Origin of the sequence: Burkholderia sp. Bmkn7 (assembly GCF_041103175.1) — a bacterium.
In the GTDB taxonomy this organism is placed as follows: Bacteria; Pseudomonadota; Gammaproteobacteria; order Burkholderiales; family Burkholderiaceae; genus Burkholderia; species Burkholderia cepacia.
The window spans coordinates 1459744-1479459 of the sequence record NZ_JBGCUH010000002.1; the positions used below are offsets into that span (position 1 = coordinate 1459744).

Annotated in this window: 18 protein-coding genes; 15 read left to right on the forward strand and 3 right to left on the reverse strand. The window is 68.0% G+C overall.

The window, feature by feature from the left end; all coding sequences use genetic code 11:
- The first annotated feature begins 136 nt into the window (after positions 1–136).
- The 4 genes from AB3K92_RS12545 (at position 137) to AB3K92_RS12560 (ending at position 3726) form a co-directional block, all read left to right on the forward strand.
- On the forward strand, positions 137–1033 hold the full coding sequence (locus AB3K92_RS12545; RefSeq protein WP_048022133.1) for an NAD-dependent protein deacetylase: 897 nt from the start codon (positions 137–139) through the stop codon (positions 1031–1033).
- Positions 1030–1671: a DUF938 domain-containing protein gene (locus AB3K92_RS12550; protein ID WP_369465192.1), complete on the forward strand. Its 642-nt coding sequence runs from the start codon at positions 1030–1032 to the stop codon at positions 1669–1671. Before AB3K92_RS12545 ends, AB3K92_RS12550 begins: the two co-directional genes overlap by 4 nt.
- A 97-nt stretch (positions 1672–1768) precedes the next feature.
- Positions 1769–3181, forward strand: coding sequence for an NADP-dependent phosphogluconate dehydrogenase (gene gndA, locus AB3K92_RS12555; protein WP_021160879.1), 1413 nt, complete (start codon positions 1769–1771; stop codon positions 3179–3181).
- A 200-nt stretch (positions 3182–3381) separates the two neighbouring features.
- Positions 3382–3726 (forward strand): DUF4148 domain-containing protein, encoded by a 345-nt coding sequence (locus AB3K92_RS12560; protein ID WP_021160880.1) that lies wholly within the window; start codon positions 3382–3384, stop codon positions 3724–3726.
- 130 nt (positions 3727–3856) lie between these two features.
- Here the strand turns inward: AB3K92_RS12560 and AB3K92_RS12565 are convergent, their stop codons facing one another.
- A complete protein-coding gene (locus AB3K92_RS12565) occupies positions 3857–4177 on the reverse strand; it encodes a hypothetical protein (RefSeq protein WP_060071417.1) in 321 nt (106 codons plus the stop codon).
- Positions 4178–4589: 412 nt separating this feature from the next.
- On the opposite strand from AB3K92_RS12565, the gene AB3K92_RS12570 reads away from it, so the two are divergent.
- Positions 4590–5324: a peptidoglycan DD-metalloendopeptidase family protein gene (locus tag AB3K92_RS12570; protein WP_059484066.1), complete on the forward strand. Its 735-nt coding sequence runs from the start codon at positions 4590–4592 to the stop codon at positions 5322–5324.
- A gap of 57 nt (positions 5325–5381) precedes the next feature.
- Here the strand turns inward: AB3K92_RS12570 and AB3K92_RS12575 are convergent, their stop codons facing one another.
- Positions 5382–6020: a Pr6Pr family membrane protein gene (locus AB3K92_RS12575; RefSeq protein WP_369465193.1), complete on the reverse strand. Its 639-nt coding sequence runs from the start codon at positions 6018–6020 to the stop codon at positions 5382–5384.
- Between the two features lie 231 nt (positions 6021–6251).
- Here AB3K92_RS12575 and AB3K92_RS12580 point away from each other — a divergent pair, with 231 nt between their 5' ends.
- The 5 genes from AB3K92_RS12580 to AB3K92_RS12600 all read left to right on the forward strand — a co-directional run bounded on the left by AB3K92_RS12580 (position 6252) and on the right by AB3K92_RS12600 (position 11893).
- Positions 6252–6788 carry a cytochrome b gene (locus AB3K92_RS12580; protein ID WP_048022125.1) on the forward strand — a complete coding sequence of 179 codons (537 nt, stop codon included), beginning with the start codon at positions 6252–6254 and terminating at the stop codon, positions 6786–6788.
- 159 nt (positions 6789–6947) lie between these two features.
- Complete coding sequence (locus AB3K92_RS12585) at positions 6948–7316, forward strand: DUF2946 domain-containing protein (RefSeq protein ID WP_048022123.1); 369 nt, start codon at positions 6948–6950, stop codon at positions 7314–7316.
- 83 nt (positions 7317–7399) lie between these two features.
- Entirely contained in the window at positions 7400–9532 is a 2133-nt protein-coding gene (locus AB3K92_RS12590; protein WP_060071420.1) for a TonB-dependent copper receptor, read from the forward strand.
- Between the two features lie 228 nt (positions 9533–9760).
- Positions 9761–10855 (forward strand): triacylglycerol lipase, encoded by a 1095-nt coding sequence (locus AB3K92_RS12595; protein ID WP_369465194.1) that lies wholly within the window; start codon positions 9761–9763, stop codon positions 10853–10855.
- Between the two features lie 3 nt (positions 10856–10858).
- Positions 10859–11893: a lipase secretion chaperone gene (locus tag AB3K92_RS12600; protein WP_369465195.1), complete on the forward strand. Its 1035-nt coding sequence runs from the start codon at positions 10859–10861 to the stop codon at positions 11891–11893.
- A 27-nt stretch (positions 11894–11920) separates the two neighbouring features.
- Here AB3K92_RS12600 and AB3K92_RS12605 read toward each other — a convergent pair whose 3' ends face one another.
- The gene (locus tag AB3K92_RS12605) at positions 11921–13444 is read right to left on the reverse strand and encodes a PLP-dependent aminotransferase family protein (protein ID WP_059591759.1); all 1524 of its coding nucleotides are present in this window, start codon (positions 13442–13444) and stop codon (positions 11921–11923) included.
- A gap of 108 nt (positions 13445–13552) precedes the next feature.
- Between AB3K92_RS12605 and AB3K92_RS12610 the strand changes: the two genes are divergently transcribed.
- The 5 genes from AB3K92_RS12610 to AB3K92_RS12630 all read left to right on the forward strand — a co-directional run bounded on the left by AB3K92_RS12610 (position 13553) and on the right by AB3K92_RS12630 (position 19667).
- Positions 13553–14659 carry an ABC transporter ATP-binding protein gene (locus AB3K92_RS12610; RefSeq protein ID WP_042974229.1) on the forward strand — a complete coding sequence of 369 codons (1107 nt, stop codon included), beginning with the start codon at positions 13553–13555 and terminating at the stop codon, positions 14657–14659.
- 77 nt (positions 14660–14736) lie between these two features.
- On the forward strand, positions 14737–15783 hold the full coding sequence (locus AB3K92_RS12615) for an ABC transporter substrate-binding protein (RefSeq protein ID WP_021158689.1): 1047 nt from the start codon (positions 14737–14739) through the stop codon (positions 15781–15783).
- Positions 15784–15893: 110 nt separating this feature from the next.
- The gene (locus AB3K92_RS12620; protein ID WP_369465785.1) at positions 15894–17150 is read left to right on the forward strand and encodes an ABC transporter permease; all 1257 of its coding nucleotides are present in this window, start codon (positions 15894–15896) and stop codon (positions 17148–17150) included.
- 37 nt (positions 17151–17187) lie between these two features.
- On the forward strand, positions 17188–18024 hold the full coding sequence (locus AB3K92_RS12625; protein ID WP_027791109.1) for an ABC transporter permease: 837 nt from the start codon (positions 17188–17190) through the stop codon (positions 18022–18024).
- Between the two features lie 221 nt (positions 18025–18245).
- Positions 18246–19667 carry an MFS transporter gene (locus AB3K92_RS12630; protein WP_021158692.1) on the forward strand — a complete coding sequence of 474 codons (1422 nt, stop codon included), beginning with the start codon at positions 18246–18248 and terminating at the stop codon, positions 19665–19667.
- Positions 19668–19716 lie beyond the last annotated feature (49 nt).

Consider the following 19716-nt stretch of genomic DNA (forward strand, 5'->3'; position numbering starts at 1 on the left):
GGCGTCTTTTTTTGTGCGCCGATTTGCGACGCGGGCCATCGGCCCAATCGCGCGGCGTTCTGTATCATGTGCTGGCGTGCCTGGCTGCCCGTGCGGGCGCACGGCTTGCCGGCGCACCCGATCACGCGTTGCCAACATGAACGACACAGCCCTGCACGACCCCTCAACCGCCGGCATCGATCCGGCCGCACTCGATGCGCTGCAGACGTTCGTCGAACGTCATCCGCGCCTGCTGGTACTGACCGGCGCGGGCATCAGCACCGACTCCGGCATTCCCGGCTATCGCGACCGCAACGGCCAGTGGATGCGCTCGCCGCCGATTCAGCTCCATGAATTCCTCGGCTCCGATGCCGCGCGGCGGCGTTACTGGGCGCGCAGCATGATCGGCTGGCCCGTCGTCGGCCGCGCGCGGCCGAACGGATCGCACGTCGCGCTCGCGCGGCTCGGCGGCGCGGGGCGGATCGAGCGTCTCGTCACGCAGAACGTCGACGGCCTGCACCAGCGCGCGGGCAGCGGCGACGTGATCGAGCTGCACGGCGGCATCGACGGCGTCACGTGTCTCGACTGCGGCGCGCATCATGCGCGCGCGACGATCCAGGTCATGCTCGAGGCCGACAATCCCGAGCTGCTGGGCGCGCAGGCCGAGCCTGCCGCGGACGGCGACGCGCATCTCGAATGGGCGGCGCTCGACACGTTCCGCATCCCGGCGTGCCCCGCGTGCGGCGGGCTGCTGAAGCCGGCGGTCGTGTTCTTCGGCGAAAACGTGCCGCGCGAGCGCGTGGCGCTCGCGTCGCAGGCACTCGATGCGGCCGATGCGCTGCTCGTCGTCGGCTCGTCGCTGATGGTGTATTCCGGCTACCGTTTCTGCGTGTGGGCGCAGGCGCAGCACAAGCCGGTCGCCGCGCTCAATCTCGGCCATACGCGCGCCGATCCGATCCTGACGCTGAAGGTCGAGGCGCGCTGCGCACCCGCGCTCGACGCACTCACCGCGCGGCTGGGCCTCGCGGGCCACGCACCGGAGCACGCATCGTGACCGATCCGACCGCTTCGCCCGATCCGTCCGCGCGGCTGTCGGCGCCGGCAGCCGAACGCAATCGCGGGCCGATCCTCGACGTCTTGCGCCGCGTGTTGCCGGCGAGCGGCCGCGTGCTCGAAATCGCGAGCGGCACGGGCCAGCACGTCGTCCACTTCGCACAGGCGCTGCCAGGCCTGCACTGGCAACCGAGCGATCCCGATGCGCAGGCGCGCCGCTCGATCGCCGCGTGGGTTGCCCATGCGGGCCTCGCGAACGTTGAAGGGCCGCTGGCGTTCGACGTGCGCGACGCGTCGTGGCCGGTCGACGCGCTCGACGCGATCGTCTGCCTCAACATGATCCACATCTCGCCCTGGGCCTGCACCGACGCGCTGTTCGCGGGCGCGTCGCGCCTGCTGCGGCCGGGCGGCGTGCTGTTCCTGTACGGGCCGTATCGCCGCGAGGGCCGGCACACGGCGCCGTCGAACGAGGCATTCGACCTGCAACTGCGCAGCCGCGACCCGTCGTGGGGCGTGCGCGATCTCGAAACCGTCGTCGCGCTCGGCCTCGATTGCGGGCTCGACTGCATCGAGGTGGTCGAGATGCCGGCGAACAACCTGAGTGTCGTGTTCCGGCGGCTGCCGCACGCGGAGCAGTGACACGCAAGCGCGCATCGCCGCCGGGTTTCCACTATCCTTTCGCCTGTGCGCGCGACCCGGTTCGGGTCGCGCCCCGTTTTTTCCGGAGAATTGACTAATGGGCAAACAAGCAATCGGTGTGATCGGGCTCGCGGTGATGGGCCGCAATCTCGCACTCAATATCGAGAGCCGCGGTTACGCGGTGTCTGTGTACAACCGCAGCCGCGAGAAAACCGACGAACTGATCGCCGAATTCCCCGGCCGCAACCTGGTGCCGACCTATACGCTCGAGGAATTCGTCGCGTCGCTCGAAACGCCGCGCCGGATCCTGATGATGGTGAAGGCCGGCGAAGCGACCGATGCGACGATCGCATCGCTCAAGCCGCTGCTCGAGAAGGGCGATGTGCTGATCGACGGCGGCAACACGCATTTCACCGACACGATCCGCCGCAACCAGGAGCTCGCGCAATCGGGCCTGCACTTCATCGGCACCGGCGTGTCGGGTGGCGAAGAGGGCGCGCTGCGCGGCCCGTCGATCATGCCTGGCGGCCAGCGTGACGCGTACGACCTCGTCGAGCCGATCCTCAAGCAGATCGCCGCGAAGGCGCCGTCGGACGGTGAGCCGTGCGTCGCGTACATGGGCCCGGACGGTGCGGGCCACTACGTGAAGATGGTCCACAACGGCATCGAATACGGCGACATGCAATTGATCGCCGAAAGCTACTCGGTGCTGAAGGACGTCGCGGGCCTGACCAACGACGAACTCGGCGCGGTGTACACCGAATGGAACCAGGGCGAACTCGACAGCTACCTGATCGAGATCACGTCGAAGATCTTCGGCAAGAAGGACGAAGAGACCGGCAAGCACCTCGTCGACGTGATCCTCGATCGCGCCGCGCAGAAGGGCACCGGCAAGTGGACGAGCCAGAACGCGCTGGATCTCGGCGTGCCGCTGCCGCTCATCACCGAGTCGGTGTTCGCGCGTGTGCTGTCGTCGCTGAAGACCGAGCGTGTCGCGGCCAGCAAGATCCTGTCGGGCCCGGCCGCCGCGCCGTTCGACGGCGATCGCGCCGCGTTCGTCGAAGCGGTGCGCCGCGCGCTGTACCTGAGCAAGGTGATCTCGTACGCGCAGGGCTTCGCGCAACTGCGCACGGCATCCGAAGAATACGGCTGGAACCTCGATCTCGGGACGATCGCGAAGATCTTCCGCGCGGGCTGCATCATCCGCGCGCGCTTCCTGCAGAAGATCACGGACGCGTACGCGAAGGATCCGGCGCTCGCGAACCTGCTGCTCGATCCGTACTTCAAGGACATCGCCGCGAATTACCAGGCGTCGCTGCGCGACGTCGTGGTGGCCGCGGTGAAGGCAGGCGTGCCGGTACCGGCGTTCGCGTCGGCCGTCGCGTACTTCGACAGCTATCGTTCGGAGCGGCTGCCGGCAAACCTCGTGCAGGCGCAGCGAGACTTCTTCGGCGCGCACACGTTCGAGCGCACCGACAAGCCGGGCAGCTTCCACGCGAACTGGTCCTGACCGGCTGGCGGGGGCGGCATTGTTGCGAAAATCTATTCTTTGAATAGGGTTTTTCTATCCCGGATGCCGGCATTGTTGGCTCCGGGGAAACAGTGTTTTCGTTCTTTCATGGTTTTCCCTAGGTGTTCCCGGGACTAAACTCTGTTCCATCGCTGCAGACATGGTGTGTGCGGCGGAGCAAAAAAATCCCGGAGGTAATCATGAAATCGCTGATCGCAACGTTCGCCGCAGCTGCCGTTCTCGCCGTTCCCGCCGTCTCGTTCGCCCAACAGAATGCGCCCGTCACCCGTGCACAGGTGAAGGCCGACCTGGTCGCCGTCCAGCAGGCCGGCTACAAGCTGGGCAGCGACCGTACGAACTACCCGGAAAGCATTCAGGCCGCTGAAGCCCGCCTGAACCCGCAACAGAACGTTGCCGCTGCCGACACGACCGGCTATGGCGCACAACCGGCTGCCGCGCAAGAATCCGGCGCACCGGCCAAGGCCAAGACCGGCTGGCAAGTCAAGCGCATCGCTGACGACGCGCCGATCTACAAGGGTCGTTAATGCGGGTTCGGTCGGTGCGGCCGCGTTGGCGGCCCGATCCGTCCCCTGAAGTACGAACAGCCCGTCGTTCCGGATAGCGGAACGACGGGCTGTTTTCATTGGTGGCGCGCGTATCGCGCCGACCGTCGGTTCAGTGCAGCGGGCGCCTGCCGCGCCCGATACCCCGGAACAGCGCTTCCGCCGGTTCCAGCACCTGCAGCCACGTTTCGTCGTAGCCGCTCAGCGTGTCGAGCGCGTCGCGCAGCCGCTCGATCGCGAGGACCGGCAGCTCGACGCTGTGGCGCGTGGCGCCGGTCATGTGCGCGACGCTCGCCAGCTGGACGAGCGCATCGGCCGCCTCGGCGACGTCGGTCGCGAACAGCAGGTGCCGGTTGAGCAATTCGACCAGGCCGCTGGAACCGGAGAAATCGTCGGCGTTGAGCTGCACGGAAAGAAACGTCGCGTTGTTCATTGTCATGCTCCTCGTTGTCGTTGGGTCGCGCAGTGCATCACCGAGTATAGGTGGCGATCGCGGGGGAGAATGTGACGGGATCGATACGGCAGGCGCGGGTGGCGAGGCGTGCGGAAGATCCGGGGCAAGCCCGCCCGGCGGGGCTCGCAGGTGGCCGGCACGCTGCTGCGGCACCGCAAGATTGTTGCCGGATCAGGCATCGGGCGCGGCCTTGACCGCCACAAATGGTATCTTTGCCGATCGGAACGGCGCGAAAAAGGGGCCGGTGAGCCCATCGCGCCGATGTTCCGCTGTGGAAACTGACGGCCGCGAGAGCGGTCGGATACTGATTGGTCCGGCCGTCCGGCCGGACATCGTGCGTCGCGCGCCGGGGGGCGGTGGGCGGCGCAACGACGCAAATCCGGGAGGACCCTTGAGAGAAACTATTCCCATCCACGATGCGCCGACGCGCTGGCTGCCGCAGGCGGCACTCGTTGCCGCGGCCATCGCGCTGACGGGTTGCACGATGACGCCGTGGACCGACAGCTGGCAGCCGGCGCGCCAGTCGGCACCCACGTCGGCCGCGACGCCGGGCGTGATCGCCGGCTATTACCGCGTGAATCCGGGCGATACGCTCGCGGGTGTCGCGAACGCGTACGGGCAGCGCGTGCAGGACGTCGCCAGCTGGAACCACATGGCGCCGACCGATGCCGTGTATCCCGGGCAGGTGCTGCGCGTCGCCCCGCCGCCTGCGGCGACGTCGCTCGGGCAGCCGCCCTCGGCGGCCGCGCAGCCGGGCTCGCTCGCCTGGCCGGCCACCGGTGTCGTGGCGACGCCGTTCACGGCCGGCAGGACGCGCGGCATCGTGATCGCCGCGTCCGGGCCCGACCATTCGGTGCGGGCCGCGGCGGCCGGACGCGTGGTTTATGCGGGGTCCGGCGTCAAGGCCTACGGCCCGCTCGTGATCCTGAAGCATGAGAACGGGCTCATCACGGCCTACGGGCACAACGGCAAACTGCTGGTCAACGAAGGCGACGCGGTGCGCCAGGGCCAGCCGGTCGCCGAAATGGGCACCGACGCGAGCGGCCGTTCGACGTTCGAGTTCGAAGTGCGCCAGAACGGCAAGGTCGTCGATCCGATCAACTTCCTGCCGCGCAACGGCGGCTGACGGCCCGCCTCGCCCCGTGTGCGCCGGGCGGCGCACACGTTCAGGCGTTTCCCGCCCTCATCCTTTCCCGAGCGTCACCGCGGCCGACTGTCTCGCGTGATTGCCGAGCCAGCGAATGCCCAGTGCGAGCGCCGCCGCGCCGATTGCGATCAGCGAACACTGGATCGCGACCGGCAGGTAGCCATGCGGCCGCGGATCGACGAACGGGTAGGGATACCAGTTCTCCAGCGCGCCGCGCACGAGCGTATAGCCGAGATAGACGACCGGAAAGGCGAGCCACGCGAACGCGCTGCGCCGTGGGATCGGCAGGCGCGGCTCCACGTACAGCCAGTCGCACAGCACGACGAGCGGCACGATCCGGTGCAGTACCCAGTTGTTGAACGCCGGCGTGACGTGGCGCAGCGCATCGAGCCGCGCGAGCAGGAGCTCGTAGACGATCGCGGTGATCAGGACGTACAGCACCGCGGCGCCGCGCATCGATTCGTAGCGAGCCGAGCCGGGGCGGGCGATGCGCCAGAGCCCGGCGGCGAGCATCGCGGCCGCGTAGAGGCTGCTCAGTTGCGTGAAGTAGCTGAGGAAGTTGCCGAGCTCGAATGCAGGCATGCCCCAGTAGCCGGCGATGCTGTGCAACGTCGTCGACACCGCGAGCAACGCGGCGGTCAGCCGATAGGCCGCAACGAAGAACGCCTTGCTCATGATGCGCGCGCAACGTCGACACCAAAGCTTCATCGTGCCACAGCCGTTTACGGGCGCGATGCGGATTTTCCATATGACGGCCCTGCGCGGCGCGTGCGTTGACGATTCGTCCGATATTTGACCTTGCCGCACAAAACCGGACGCGCGTGCGGCTACAATCGTGGCAGCTTTGCCGGGCTGCCGAGCCGATTGCGGCATGCGCCCATCCCCGCATACAACACGAGACGAAGCATGAGAAACATCCTCGCGAAACAGACGCGCTACAGCTCGCCCGCGATCTTCTTCCACTGGGCCGTGTTCGCGCTGGTGGCGCTGGCCTACCTGGCCATCGAGATCCGCGGGCCGAAAGGCAGCGACAGCCGGGTGTTCTGGATGAACGTGCACCTCACCGCGGGCACGCTCGTGCTCGTGCTGTCGGTGCTGCGCGTGCTGTGGCGAGTCGTCAGCCGCGTGCCCGAGGCCATTCCGCAAACGGCGCTGCTGCGCTGGCTCTCGAAGCTCGCGCATCTCGCGCTCTACGTATTCATCATCGCGCAGCCGCTGCTCGGCATCATGATGATCAACCTGGGCGGAAAGCCGGTGTCGCTCGACTGGCTCGGCGTGTCGTTCACGCTGTTCGGCCCCGACAAGGCGCTGCGGCCGACGATCAAGGAAGCGCACGAGTTGATCGGCAACGCGTTCTATTTCGTGATCGGATTGCACGCGCTGGCCGCGCTCTACCATCATTTCATCCGGCGCGACGACGTACTGCGGCGCATGGCGCCCTGAACGACACGTTCGTTCCGGAAGCATGCAGCAGGCGGGGGCGCATGGTTGTGTTGACAACCATGCGCCCCCGCTCCGTTTACCGCCATCCGCGCTGGTCAGCGCGTTAAACATTCTGTAACATCTCGGCTGTTTTTACATTCCGCTTACTCTGCGCCGCGCATGCTGCACCGACATCGTCACCTGACCGCCTGGCTTGGCGTGCTCGCGATCTGGTTCGCGATCGCGGCGCCGCTGGTGTCGCAGTGGCGCGTCGCGCAGGCGGCCACGCCCGACGCAATTGTCTGCAGTGCAGAGCATGGCGCGCATCGGTCACCCGATGCAGGCCGCATGCACGATCACGCGCTGCATCTCGATGCGTGCGGCTACTGCGGTTTCTTCGCGCACAGTCCCGCGATCGGCGGGCCCGCCGCCGCGGCACTCGCTGCCGTTCCCGTCGTTTCCGTCTCCGCCGTCGCGCCGCCTGCCGTCGCGGCGCGCACCGACCGCTATCCGCGCGCGTACCCGCGCGCACCGCCCGAGCGCGCCTGACGCGCTGTTTTCCGTTCTTTTCACCGCCGCTATCCGTGCGGCCCGTCGAGGCCGTGCGGAGGGCGTCACTCGGGCTTTCGATCATGACCATTTTCCAGTTGCGTGCGCCGCGGGCGTCGCGCAATGCCTGTGCGCGGCGCATGCCGCGCGTGCTGAAACTCACCGTTCCCGCGCTCGCAGCCGGCGCACTGGCCGCGAGCGCCGCGGCAGCCGAAACGGCGCGCGCGGCCAGTGCGCCGGCCGACGATACGGCCGTGCCGCTGCCGGCCATCGAAGTCGTCGCATCGCCGCTGACGACGCCGCTCGTCGTCGTCACGGATCCGAAGACCCCGCGCCAGCCGCTGCCCGCCAGCGACGGCGCGGATTACCTGAAGACGATCCCCGGCTTCACGTCGATCCGCAGCGGCGGCACCAACGGCGACCTCGTGCTGCGCGGGATGTTCGGCTCGCGGCTGAACATCCTGGCGAACGGGATGTCGACGCTCGGCGCATGCCCGGGCCGGATGGATGCGCCGACGTCGTATATCGCACCGGAAAGCTATGACAAGGTCACCGTCCTGAAGGGGCCGCAGACCGTGCTGTACGGCCCCGGCGCATCGGCCGGCACCGTGCTGTTCGAGCGCGTGACACCGCGATTCGACAAGCCCGGCATGCGCTTCGAGGGCAGCCTGGTCGGCGGGTCGTTCGGCCGCAACGACCAGAACGTCGACGTGACGGCCGGCACGCCGGATGTCTATGGCCGCGTGACCGCGAACCACGCGCATTCGCAGGACTACAAGGACGGCAACGGCAACACCGTGCCGTCGCAGTGGGACAAATGGAACGCCGATGCGGCGCTCGGCTGGACACCGGACGACCACACGCGCGTCGAGTTGACCGCCGGCACCGGCGACGGTTATGCGCGCTACGCGGGGCGCGGAATGGACGGCGCGCATTTCCGCCGCGAGACGTTCGGCCTGTCGTTCGACAAGAAGCATATCGGCGACGTGCTCGACCGGATCGAGGCGCGCGTGTACTACAACGAAGCCGATCACGTGATGGACAACTACACGTTGCGGCAACCCGACCCGACCAGCAGCATGCCGATGCGGATGGCGTCGGAAGTGCGGCGTCGCACGGTCGGCGCGCGCGCAGCCGCGACGTTCCGTTTCGCCGGCGACTTCAAGCTCGTGACGGGCGTGGATGCGCAATCGAACCGGCTCGATTCGCGCTCGGCGATGGGGCGGCAGAACTACGGCGACCAGCCGTGGGATGCGCAGGCGACGATGTGGAACGCAGGCGTGTTCGGCGAACTGACGTGGTACGCGAGCGAAGTGTCGCGCGTGATCGGCGGCGTGCGCGTCGACTATGCGAGCGCACGCGACAAGCGCCCGACGACGAGCGGCATGATGAAGAGCAAGCCGAATCCGACCTTCGACGACGATCGCACGCGCGTGCTGCCGAGCGGCTTCATCCGCTACGAACGCGATCTCGCCTCGCTGCCCGTCACGTGGTACGCGGGGATCGGCCATACGGAGCGTTATCCCGATTACTGGGAGCTGTTCTCCGCGAAGCGCGGGCCGGCCGGTTCGGTCAACGCGTTTTCGGCGGTGCAGCCGGAGAAGACCACGCAGCTCGACATCGGCGCGCAATACAGGAGCGACCGGCTCGATGCATGGGTGTCGGCCTACGCGGGCTACGTGCAGGACTTCATCCTGTTCAACTATTCGGCCGGCATGATGGGCCCGACCACGCAAGCGACCAACGTCAACGCGCAGATCATGGGCGGCGAGGCGGGCGTGTCGTGGCGGCCGGTTGCGCCGCTGCGCGTCGAGACGTCGCTCGCGTATGCGTGGGGGCGCAACGTCGCAAGCGGCGATCCGCTGCCGCAGATGCCGCCGCTCGAAGCACGCATCGGGCTCGAATACACGCGTGGTGCGTGGTCGGCAGGGGGCCTGTGGCGCATCGTTGCGCCGCAGCATCGTTATGCCCTGAACGAGGGCAACGTGGTCGGCAAGGACTTCGGCCCGAGTGCCGGATTCGGCGTGCTCTCGCTGCATACGCAGTACAACGTGAGCAAGACCGTGCAGGTATCGGTGGGCGTCGACAACGTGCTGAACAAGGCCTATACCGAGCACCTGAACCTCGCCGGCAACGCGGGCTTCGGCTATCCGGCGAACTCGCCGGTGATGGAGCCGGGCCGGACCGCCTGGGTGCGCGTGAGCGCGAAGCTGTAACGCGTCGCGCGTGTGCGTTGCAGCATGCGCACGCATGAACGCGGCCCCGCCTGAACGGGCGGGGCGCGTCAACCGATTAGAGAACCGTGTCTAGTCAGGGCGCAAACGTTCGCGAGTCGTGATTCACTCCCGCATTCGACGCACACGGTGCACGCGACGTTCGCGATGCATCGTGTGTGTCGATCCGGCTTCATTCGCACCGGCAGCACAATAATCAGGAGAACATGCATGGCCAGGACGATGCGTTCCAGGGTGGTGGCAGGGGCAGTGGCATGCGCGATGAGCATCGCGCCGTTCGCGGGGACGACCGCGGTGATGACGCTCGCGACGACGCACGCGGCAATGGCGGCGACCACGCCCGCCGATGGCTACGCGGCGACGCGTTACCCGATCATCCTCGTGCACGGGCTCTCGGGTACCGACAAGTACGCGGGCGTGCTCGAGTATTGGTACGGCATCCAGGAGGACCTGCAACAGAACGGTGCGACCGTCTACGTCGCGAACCTGTCGGGTTTCCAGAGCGACGACGGCCCGAACGGGCGCGGCGAACAGCTGCTCGCTTACGTGAAGACGGTGCTCGCGGCCACGGGTGCGACCAAGGTGAATCTCGTCGGCCACAGCCAGGGCGGCCTCTCGTCGCGCTATGTTGCTGCCGTCGCGCCCGATCTCGTTGCATCGGTGACGACGATCGGCACGCCGCATCGCGGCTCGGAATTCGCCGACTTCGTGCAGAACGTGCTGGCGTACGATCCGACCGGGCTTTCGTCATCGGTGATCGCCGCGTTCGTCAATGTGTTCGGGATCCTGACGAGCAGCAGCCACAACACCAACCAGGACGCGCTCGCCGCACTGCAGACGCTGACCACCGCACGGGCCGCCACCTACAACCAGAATTATCCGAGCGCGGGCCTGGGTGCGCCGGGCAGTTGCCAGACCGGCGCGCCGACCGAAACCGTCGGCGGCAACACGCACCTGCTGTATTCGTGGGCCGGCACGGCGATCCAGCCGACGCTCTCCGTGTTCGGCGTCACGGGTGCGACGGACACGAGCACCCTTCCGCTCGTCGATCCGGCGAACGTGCTCGACCTGTCGACGCTCGCGCTGTTCGGCACCGGCACGGTGATGATTAACCGTGGCTCCGGGCAGAACGACGGGCTCGTGTCGAAGTGCAGTGCGCTGTACGGCAAGGTGCTGAGCACGAGCTACAAGTGGAACCACCTCGACGAGATCAACCAGCTGCTCGGCATGCGCGGCGCGTATGCGGAAGATCCGGTCGCGGTGATCCGCACGCATGCGAACCGGCTGAAGCTGGCGGGCGTGTAATCGATGACGGCACGAGGAGGAAGCACGCCGCTGGCGCGCCGCGCCGTGGTTTATGGTGTCGTGGGGCTGGCGGCGATTGCCGGCGTGGCGATGTGGAGCGGCGCGGGCCGGCATGGCGGGCCGGGCGCATCCGGCGAGCCGCCGGATGCGTCGGCGGCTCGCGGGCCGGCTGCCGCACCGCCGCAGGCCGCCGTGCCGGCAAGCACGGGCCTGCCGCCGTCGCTCGCCGGTTCCAGCGCGCCCCGCTTGCCGCTCGATGCCGGCGGCCATCTCGCGAAGGCGCGCGCGGTGCGGGATTTCTTCGACTACTGCCTGACCGCGCAGAGCGACCTGAGTGCGGCCGGGCTCGATGCGTTCGTCGTGCGCGAGATTGCCGCGCAGCTCGACGGTACCGTTGCGCAGGCCGAGGCGCTCGACGTGTGGCACCGGTATCGCGCGTATCTCGACGCACTCGCGAAACTGCGCGATGCCGGCGCGGTCGACAAGTCGGACCTGGGTGCATTGCAGCTCGCGCTCGACCAGCGCGCGTCGATCGCGTACCGCACGCTCGGCGACTGGAGCCAGCCGTTCTTCGGTGCGGAGCAATGGCGGCAGCGCTACGACCTCGCGCGGCTGAAGATCGCGCGAGACCCCACGCTGACGGATGCGCAGAAGGCCGAACGGCTCGCGGCGCTCGAACAGCAGATGCCGGCCGACGAACGCGCGGCGCAGCAGCGCGTCGACCAGCAGCGGGCGGCGATCGACCAGATCGCGCAATTGCAGAAGAGCGGGGCGACGCCCGACGCGATGCGCGCACAACTGACGCAGACGCTGGGCCCCGAAGCGGCTGCGCGTGTCGCGCAGATGCAGCAGGACGACGCATCGTGGCAGAGCCGCTACGCGGACTACGCGGCGCAGCGTGCGCAGATCGAGTCGGCCGGCCTGTCGCCGCAGGATCGCGACGCGCAGATCGCCGCGCTGCGGCAGCGCGTGTTCACGAAGCCCGGCGAAGCCGTGCGCGCGGCGTCGCTCGATCGCGGGGCCGGCAGCACGCAGTAACACGGGCGGCGCGGCGCATGACGGTCGTTATGCCGCGCGCGTGAGATCGCGAGGCAGGTGTTGCTCGATGGTATTCGCGAGCGTGTCGAACGCCGGCCGGATGCCTTCGTGCGCGACGCACGCATAACCGAGCAACAGGCCGCGCCGCGCGGTGTCGAGGCTGCTGTAGTAGCTGGTGAGCGGACGCACGATCACGCCCGCATCGAACGCGCTCTGCGTGACCGCGCGGTCGTCGCAGGCGTCGGGCAGGCCGAGCACGAGATGCAGGCCGGCCTCGTCGCCCATCACGGGCAGCGCGTCGCCGAAGCGCGCGCGGATCGCGTCGATCATCAGCTGCCGGCGCTCGCCGTACAGCGTGCGCATCCGTCTGACGTGCGAAGTCAGGTGGCCGTCCATGATGAATTCGGCGAGCACGGCCTGCTGCATCAACTGGCCCTCGCGATACAGCTCCGATAACCCGGTGCGGAACGTGTCGACCAGATGCTCGGGCACGACCATGTAGCCCATCCGCAGCCCCGGGAACAGCATCTTGCCGAGACTGCCGACGTAGATCACGCGGCCGCCGTCGTCGAGCCCCTGCAGCGACGCGAGCGGGCGGCTGCCGTAGCGGAACTCGCTGTCGTAGTCGTCCTCGATGATCCAGCAGCGGTGCTGTCGCGCGTATTCGAGCAGCATCCGACGCCGTGCGAGGCTCATCACCATCCCGAGCGGGTACTGGTGCGACGGCGTGACGAGCACGAGCCGGGGCGGATGCTGCATGTCGCTGGCGCGCGGGTCGAGGCCTTCCTGGTCGACCGGCACCGGCGTCAGCGTGAGGCCCGCCGCCTGCAATACGCTTCGCACACCCCAGTAGCACGGTTCCTCGACCCACGCGCGATCGCCGATGTCGGACAGCAGCCGCACCGCGAGATCGATCGACTGATGGATGCCCGTCGTGATGATCACCTGGTCCGGCGAGCACTTGACCGAGCGCGCGACGCGCAGGTAATCGGCGAGCGCGCGCCGCAACGGCCGGTAGCCGCCGCCCGGCGCATAGGTCAGCAGCTCGGGGTTCGCTTCCTTCCACAGCCGCGCCTGCAGGCGGCTCCACGTCCGGCTCGGGAACTCCGACACGTCCGGCACGCCCGGCATGAACGCACCCCATTGGCGTCGCGATACCCCCGCATGCTCGATCAGTTGCCGGCCGCGCATCGACAGGCCGCCCTGCGCGTCCGGCTGCGGCGCCGCATCGGCGCTCGACGGCGGCGGCGCGGCGCCCGGCACGTGGATCGCGGCAGCATCCGGCCGCGTGTCGGCCACATAGGTGCCGCTGCCGGTGGTCGTCAGCACGTAGCCTTCGGCGGTCAGCTGGTCGTACACGTGCAGCACGGTATTGCGCGCGATCGACAGGTCGGCCGCGAGCGTGCGGGAACTCGGCAGCTTCGTTCCTGGCCCCAATTCTCCGGTCAGGATGGCCTGCTGCATCCACTGCAGCAACTGCCGGTACATCGGCTCGGGCGAGCTGCGGTCGAGACGGGCGGAGAGCCAGTCGGCGAGGATCACGGTATCCAAAGTGGTCCTACTAGTAATATTGAAATGGTTCCCTATTGTAGAACCGTGGGCGCCGTATAGTGGCTCGCATCTCAAAATCAATTGTCGCGAAGCAAGGGGACAGCCACGATGAAGTCCGATGATGTGATCGTCAGCTTTCGCGGCGTGCGGAAGACCTACGACGGTGAAACGCTGGTCGTCAAATCGCTCGACCTCGATATCCACCGCGGGGAATTCCTGACGCTGCTCGGGCCGTCGGGCTCCGGCAAGACGACCTGCCTGATGATGCTGGCCGGCTTCGAATTCCCGACCGGCGGCGAGATCCGCCTCGACGGCGAGCTGCTGAACAACGTGCCGCCGCACAAGCGGAACATCGGCATGGTGTTCCAGAACTACGCGCTGTTTCCGCACCTGACGGTCGAGCAGAACGTCGCGTATCCGCTGACCGTGCGCAAGCTGCCGGCCGCGGAGCGTGCGGAACGCGTCGCGCATGCGCTGAAGATGGTGCAGATGGAGCGCTTCGCGAAACGTTACCCGGCGCAACTGTCGGGCGGCCAGCAGCAGCGCATCGCGCTGGCGCGCGCGCTCGTGTTCGAGCCGAAGCTGGTGCTGATGGACGAGCCGCTCGGCGCGCTCGACAAGCAGCTGCGCGAGCACATGCAGTACGAACTGAAGGCGCTGCACGAAAAGCTCGGCGTGACCTTCGTGTACGTGACGCACGACCAGGGCGAGGCGCTGACGATGTCCGATCGCGTCGCCGTGTTCGACAAGGGCATCGTGCAGCAGCTCGACACCGTCGACCGCCTGTACGAATCGCCGTGCAACGAATTCGTCGCGAACTTCATCGGCGACAGCAACCGGCTGCGCGGCACCATCGCGCGCGTCGACGGCGAATTCTGCGAATTCCGGCTCGACGACGGCACGCAGCTCGTCGGCCGCCGCATCGGCGATGCGGCCGAGGGCGCGCCGGCCGTCGCGTGCATCCGCCCCGAGCGCATGAGCCTCGCCGCGCACGACGCGAACGGGCACGCGAACGGCGCGGCCGCCAACCGGTTGAGCGGCGAGGCGCGCAGCCTCATCTATTTCGGCGATCACGTGCGCATGCGCTGCGCGCTGCCGGGCCAGGACGAGTGCTTCGTGAAGGTGCCGCTCGGCACCGGCGCGCTCGATGCGTTCTCGCCCGGCGCACCGGTCGCGCTCGCGTTCGCACCCGAACACCTGCGCGTGTTCGCCTGAGCAGGGTTTTCCCGGTTTTCCGCTGTACGTCGTCAACAACAACTGCCCACTTCCACCACGAGAGGAGAGGAACCACCATGAACCGAGCAAGCATTACCGCGCGTCGCACCGCGCTGGCACTCGCGCTCGCCGTCGTCGGCGTATCGGCATCGGCTGCCGAACTCACGGTCGTCAACTTCGGCGGCGCGAACGGCGACGCGCAGAAGGCCGCGTTCAACCAGCCGTTCGAGAAGGCGACCGGCAACAAGGTCACCGCCGTCGAATACAACGGCGAGCAGGCGAAAGTGAAGGCGATGGTCGAGGCGAAGCACGTCAACTGGGACGTGGTCGAAGTCGAGTCGGGCGACCTGAATCGCGGCTGCGACGAAGGGCTGTACGAGAAGCTCGACTGGTCGAAGATCGCGAAGAAGTCCGACCTGATTCCGGAATCGCCGCAGGTGTGCGGCGTGGGCTTCTTCGTGTGGTCGACGGCGCTGTCGTACAACGCGGACAAGCTGAAGTCGGCACCGACCGGCTGGGCCGATTTCTGGAACGTCAAGAAATTCCCCGGCAAGCGCGGCATGCGCAAGGGCGCGCGCTACAACCTCGAATTCGCGCTGATGGCCGACGGCGTCGCGCCGAAGGACGTCTACAAGGTGCTCGGCACGAAGGCCGGCCAGGACCGCGCGTTCAAGAAGCTCGACGAGCTGAAGCCGTATATCCAGTGGTGGGAAGCGGGCGCGCAGCCGCCGCAGTTCCTCGTCGCCGGCGACGTCGTGATGTCGACCGCGTACAACGGCCGCATCGACGCCGCGCAGAAGGAAGGCAAGAACCTGAAGGTCGTGTGGAACGGCAGCATCTACGACCTCGACTACTGGGCGATTCCGAAGGGCTCGCCGAACAAGGCGCTGGCCGAGCAGTACATCGCGTACACGCTGACGCCGAAGCCGCAGCAAGGCTATGCGCAGCACATCGCGTACGGCCCCGCGAACATCGCGGCGATCAAGTCGCTCGACGCGAAGACGCTCGCGAACCTGCCGAACTCGCCGGCCAACGGCAAGAACGCCGTGCTGGAAGACATCGGCTTCTGGACCGACCACAGCGACGAGCTCGAGCAGCGTTTCGCCGCATGGGCGACGAAGTAACCGGTCAGGCATCCTGAAGGTGCCCTGATGCAACCTGCCGCGCGGCGCGTCGATCGCGTCGCGCGGCCTTCCGCCGGAACGTGCCCGGCCGGAGAGAAACGTTGAATACGATGACGATCGCGTCTTCCTCGCCGTCGACCGCCGCGCTCAAGCGCGAGCTGAAGGCCGCCGAAGCCCGCAAGCGCACGATGGCGTTGCTGCTGGTCGCGCCGCTCGCGATTTTCCTGCTGCTGATCTTCGTCGTGCCGATCGGCACGCTGCTCACGCGCGCGGTGCAGAACCCGGAGATCGCGACCGCGTTGCCGAATACGGTCGCCGCGCTGTCGGGCTGGGACCGCAAGGCACCGCCGGCCGACGCCGCGTATGTCGCGCTCGCGGCCGACATGACGAAGGTGGCCGACAGCGAGGCGATGGGCGCGCTCGCGCGGCGCCTGAACACCGAGATTCCCGGTTATCGCTCGCTCGTCGCGAAGACGGCGCGCGCGATGCCGCTGAAAGGCGACAGCGATGCGGCACTGACGCCCGCGCAGACGCGCGCGAAACTGATCGACCTCGATGCGCGCTGGGGCGACGTCGCGTACTGGCAGTCGATCGCGAAGAACGGCAGCACCGTGTCGCCGTTCTACCTGCTCGCCGCGCTCGACCACAAGCAGGACGGCTTCGGCCACATCGTGCAGGCCGATCCGGACCAGTCGATCTATCTGGCGATCTTCGGCCGCACGTTCGTGATCGGCGTTGCCGTCACGCTGTTCGCGCTGCTGCTCGGCTATCCGCTCGCGTACTGGATCTCGACGCTGTCGGAGCGCCGCGCGAACCTCGTGATGATCCTCGTGCTGATTCCGTTCTGGACGTCGGTGCTGGTGCGCGTCGCCGCGTGGATCGTGCTGCTGCAGAGCGAAGGGCTCGTCAACAAGGCGCTGATCGGCAGCGGGCTGATCTCGCATCCGCTGACGCTGCTGTTCAACCGCGTCGGCGTGTACATCTCGATGACGCACATCCTGCTGCCGTTCATGATCCTGCCGCTCTACAGCGTGATGAAGTCGATTCCGCCGACCTACCAGCGCGCAGCCGTGTCGCTCGGCAGCCATCCGTTCGCCGCGTTCTGGCGCGTGTACGTGCCGCAGACCTACCCGGGCGTCGGCGCGGGCGCGCTGCTGGTGTTCATCCTCGCGATCGGCTACTACATCACGCCCGCGCTGCTCGGCGGGCCGAACGACCAGATGGTCAGCTACTACGTCGCGTACTTCACGAACGTGACGATCAACTGGGGCATGGCGTGCGCGCTCGGCGGGCTGCTGCTCGCGGCGACGCTGGTGCTGTACGCGGTGTACGGGCGCTTCACGCGCACGAACGTGAGCCTCGGCTGAGCGCCGCGCACAACGAAACGGAAAGGGGAATCCGACCATGAAACTCGCCAGGCCGCTGTTCGCGCCGCACATGTCGTTCGTCGAGCGCGCGTGGTACGTCGCGCTGCGCGTGCTCGTCGTGCTGACGCTGCTGTACCTGATCCTGCCGGTGCTCGCGATCGTGCCGCTGTCGTTTTCGTCGAGCACGTTCCTCGTCTATCCGATTCCGGGCTTCTCGATGCGCTGGTACGAGAACCTGATCGCGTCGGACGAGTGGCGGATGGCCGCGAAGAACAGCTTCATCGTCGCGCCGTCGGCCACCGTCGTCGCGACGGTGCTCGGCACGCTCGCCGCGATCGGTCTCACGAAGGCCGACTTCCGCGGCAAGGGGCTGCTGATGGCCGTGCTGCTGTCGCCGATGATCGTGCCGGTCGTCGTGGTCGGCGTCGGCATGTATCTGTTCTTCGCGCCGCTCGGGCTCGCGAACACCTACACGGGGCTGATCGCCGCGCACGCGGCGCTTGGCGTGCCGTTCGTCGTGACGACGGTCGCGGCGACGCTGCAGGGCTTCAACCAGAACCTCGTGCGCGCGAGCCTGTCGCTCGGCGCGAATCCCGTGTCGACCTTCTTCCGCGTGACGCTGCCGGTGATCGCACCGGGCGTGATGTCGGGCGCGCTGTTCGCGTTCGCGACGTCGTTCGACGAAGTCGTCGTAACGTTGTTCCTCGCCGGTGCGGACCAGACCACGCTGCCGCGCCAGATGTTCACGGGCATCCGTGAGAACATCAGCCCGACGATCGCCGCGCTTGCCACGATCCTGATCATCTTCTCGACGAGCCTGCTGCTTGCGCTCGAATGGCTGCGCGGACGCAATGCGCGGCGCGCGGTGAGCTGAGCGGGCGGGCGTGCCCCCGCCACCCGAGTCGCCACGCGTCATGCGTGGCCGCGCATTGCTTTCATTTCGCTGACTGACGAGGCGGCCGCCTGCACGTTCGATGCGGCTCTGCAACAATACGGGGCGCGGCGGCGCGCGTTCCGTGCGGTGCGACCGGAACGCCGCCGCGAGTCCAATCCGCGACGCGGCGCAACGCGTCGCTCGTCAGCCGAGCCGTCATCTTGTCCGAATTCGCTACCCCCGCCGGCGCGCATGAGCCGGCCGTCAACTGGCGCGCGATGTCCGCCGTGCTGCTGGCCGTCGCGCTCGCGACGCTCGACACCGCGATCGCGAACACCGCGCTGCCCGCGATCGCCGCCGACCTGCATGCATCGCCGGCCGCGTCCGTATGGATCATCAACGCATACCAGCTCGCGATGGTCGCGACGCTGCTGCCGTTCGCGTCGCTCGGCGACATCGTCGGCCACAAGCGCGTGTATATCGCCGGGCTCGCGGTGTTCACGCTCGCGTCGCTCGGCTGCTCGCTCGCGTCGACGCTGCCGATGCTGACGGCCGCGCGGATCGTGCAGGGCTTCGGCGCGAGCGCGATCATGAGCGTCAACGTCGCGCTGATCCGCGGCCTGTTCCCCGCGCACCGGCTCGGGCGCGGCGTCGGCTTCAACGCGCTCGTCGTCGGCGTGTCGTTCGCGGTGGGGCCGACCATCGCGTCGCTGATCCTGTCGGTCGCCGCGTGGCCGTGGCTGTTCGCGGTGAACGTGCCGCTCGGCGTGTTCGCGCTGGCCGTGGCGATTCCGTCGCTGCCGCAGACGGCGCGCGGCAAGCACGTATTCGATCCGGTCGCCGCATTGTTCAACGTGATCACGTTCGCGTCGCTGATCTTCGCGCTCGGCGAATTCGCGCAGCGCGGGCCGCTTTCGATCGTGTTCGCGTCGGCCGCGGTCGCGCTCGCATTCGGCTGGCTGCTGATTCGCCGCCAGGCCGGGCACCCGGCGCCGATGCTGCCGGTCGACCTGTTTCGCCGGCCGGTGTTCACGCTGTCCGCGCTGACCGCCGTGTGCGCGTTCGCCGCGCAGGGGCTCGCGTTCGTGTCGCTGCCGTTCTATTTCGAAACCGTCCTGCATCGCAACGCGGTCGAGACGGGGTTCCTGATGACGCCGTGGTCGGCGATCGTCGCGCTCGCCGCGCCGATCGCGGGGCGCTTGTCGGACCGTTATCCGCCGGGGCTGCTCGGCGCGATCGGTCTTGCGTTGCTGAGCGCGGGCATGGTGTCGCTCGCCGCATTGCCGGCGGCGCCGGGCGTGATCGACATCGGCTGGCGGATGATGCTGTGCGGTGCGGGCTTCGGCTTCTTCCAGTCGCCGAACCTGAAGGCGCTGATGTCGAGCGCGCCGCCCGAGCGCAGCGGCGGCGCGAGCGGGATCATCGCGACCGCGCGGCTGATTGGGCAGGCGACCGGTGCTGCGCTCGTCGCGCTGTCGTTCGGGATCGCGGGGCGCCACGGGCCGACGCTTGCTTTAATGCTCGGTGCGGGGTTCGCCGGGGCGGCGAGTGTCGCGAGCGGGTTGCGGCTCTTTGCGCCGTCGCATCGGGCCGGCGTGGCGGCGGCGACCACCGAGCGCGTGAGCGAGCGCGCGGCGGAATAGGCAAGGGCAAGTCACGAGCCGGTGCGCGGCAACCTGCCGCGCACCGGCC

What these genes read in the sequence shown, in the direction of transcription:
- AB3K92_RS12545 (WP_048022133.1), top strand. Translation starts at nt 137, where the DNA reads ATGAACGACACAGCCCTGCACGACCCCTCAACCGCCGGCATCGATCCG.
- gndA (WP_021160879.1), top strand. Translation starts at nt 1,769, where the DNA reads ATGGGCAAACAAGCAATCGGTGTGATCGGGCTCGCGGTGATGGGCCGC.
- AB3K92_RS12560 (WP_021160880.1), top strand. Translation starts at nt 3,382, where the DNA reads ATGAAATCGCTGATCGCAACGTTCGCCGCAGCTGCCGTTCTCGCCGTT.
- AB3K92_RS12565 (WP_060071417.1), bottom strand. Translation starts at nt 4,177, where the DNA reads ATGAACAACGCGACGTTTCTTTCCGTGCAGCTCAACGCCGACGATTTC.
- AB3K92_RS12575 (WP_369465193.1), bottom strand. Translation starts at nt 6,020, where the DNA reads ATGAGCAAGGCGTTCTTCGTTGCGGCCTATCGGCTGACCGCCGCGTTG.
- AB3K92_RS12580 (WP_048022125.1), top strand. Translation starts at nt 6,252, where the DNA reads ATGAGAAACATCCTCGCGAAACAGACGCGCTACAGCTCGCCCGCGATC.
- AB3K92_RS12585 (WP_048022123.1), top strand. Translation starts at nt 6,948, where the DNA reads ATGCTGCACCGACATCGTCACCTGACCGCCTGGCTTGGCGTGCTCGCG.
- AB3K92_RS12590 (WP_060071420.1), top strand. Translation starts at nt 7,400, where the DNA reads ATGACCATTTTCCAGTTGCGTGCGCCGCGGGCGTCGCGCAATGCCTGT.
- AB3K92_RS12595 (WP_369465194.1), top strand. Translation starts at nt 9,761, where the DNA reads ATGGCCAGGACGATGCGTTCCAGGGTGGTGGCAGGGGCAGTGGCATGC.
- AB3K92_RS12600 (WP_369465195.1), top strand. Translation starts at nt 10,859, where the DNA reads ATGACGGCACGAGGAGGAAGCACGCCGCTGGCGCGCCGCGCCGTGGTT.
- AB3K92_RS12610 (WP_042974229.1), top strand. Translation starts at nt 13,553, where the DNA reads ATGAAGTCCGATGATGTGATCGTCAGCTTTCGCGGCGTGCGGAAGACC.
- AB3K92_RS12615 (WP_021158689.1), top strand. Translation starts at nt 14,737, where the DNA reads ATGAACCGAGCAAGCATTACCGCGCGTCGCACCGCGCTGGCACTCGCG.
- AB3K92_RS12620 (WP_369465785.1), top strand. Translation starts at nt 15,894, where the DNA reads ATGACGATCGCGTCTTCCTCGCCGTCGACCGCCGCGCTCAAGCGCGAG.
- AB3K92_RS12625 (WP_027791109.1), top strand. Translation starts at nt 17,188, where the DNA reads ATGAAACTCGCCAGGCCGCTGTTCGCGCCGCACATGTCGTTCGTCGAG.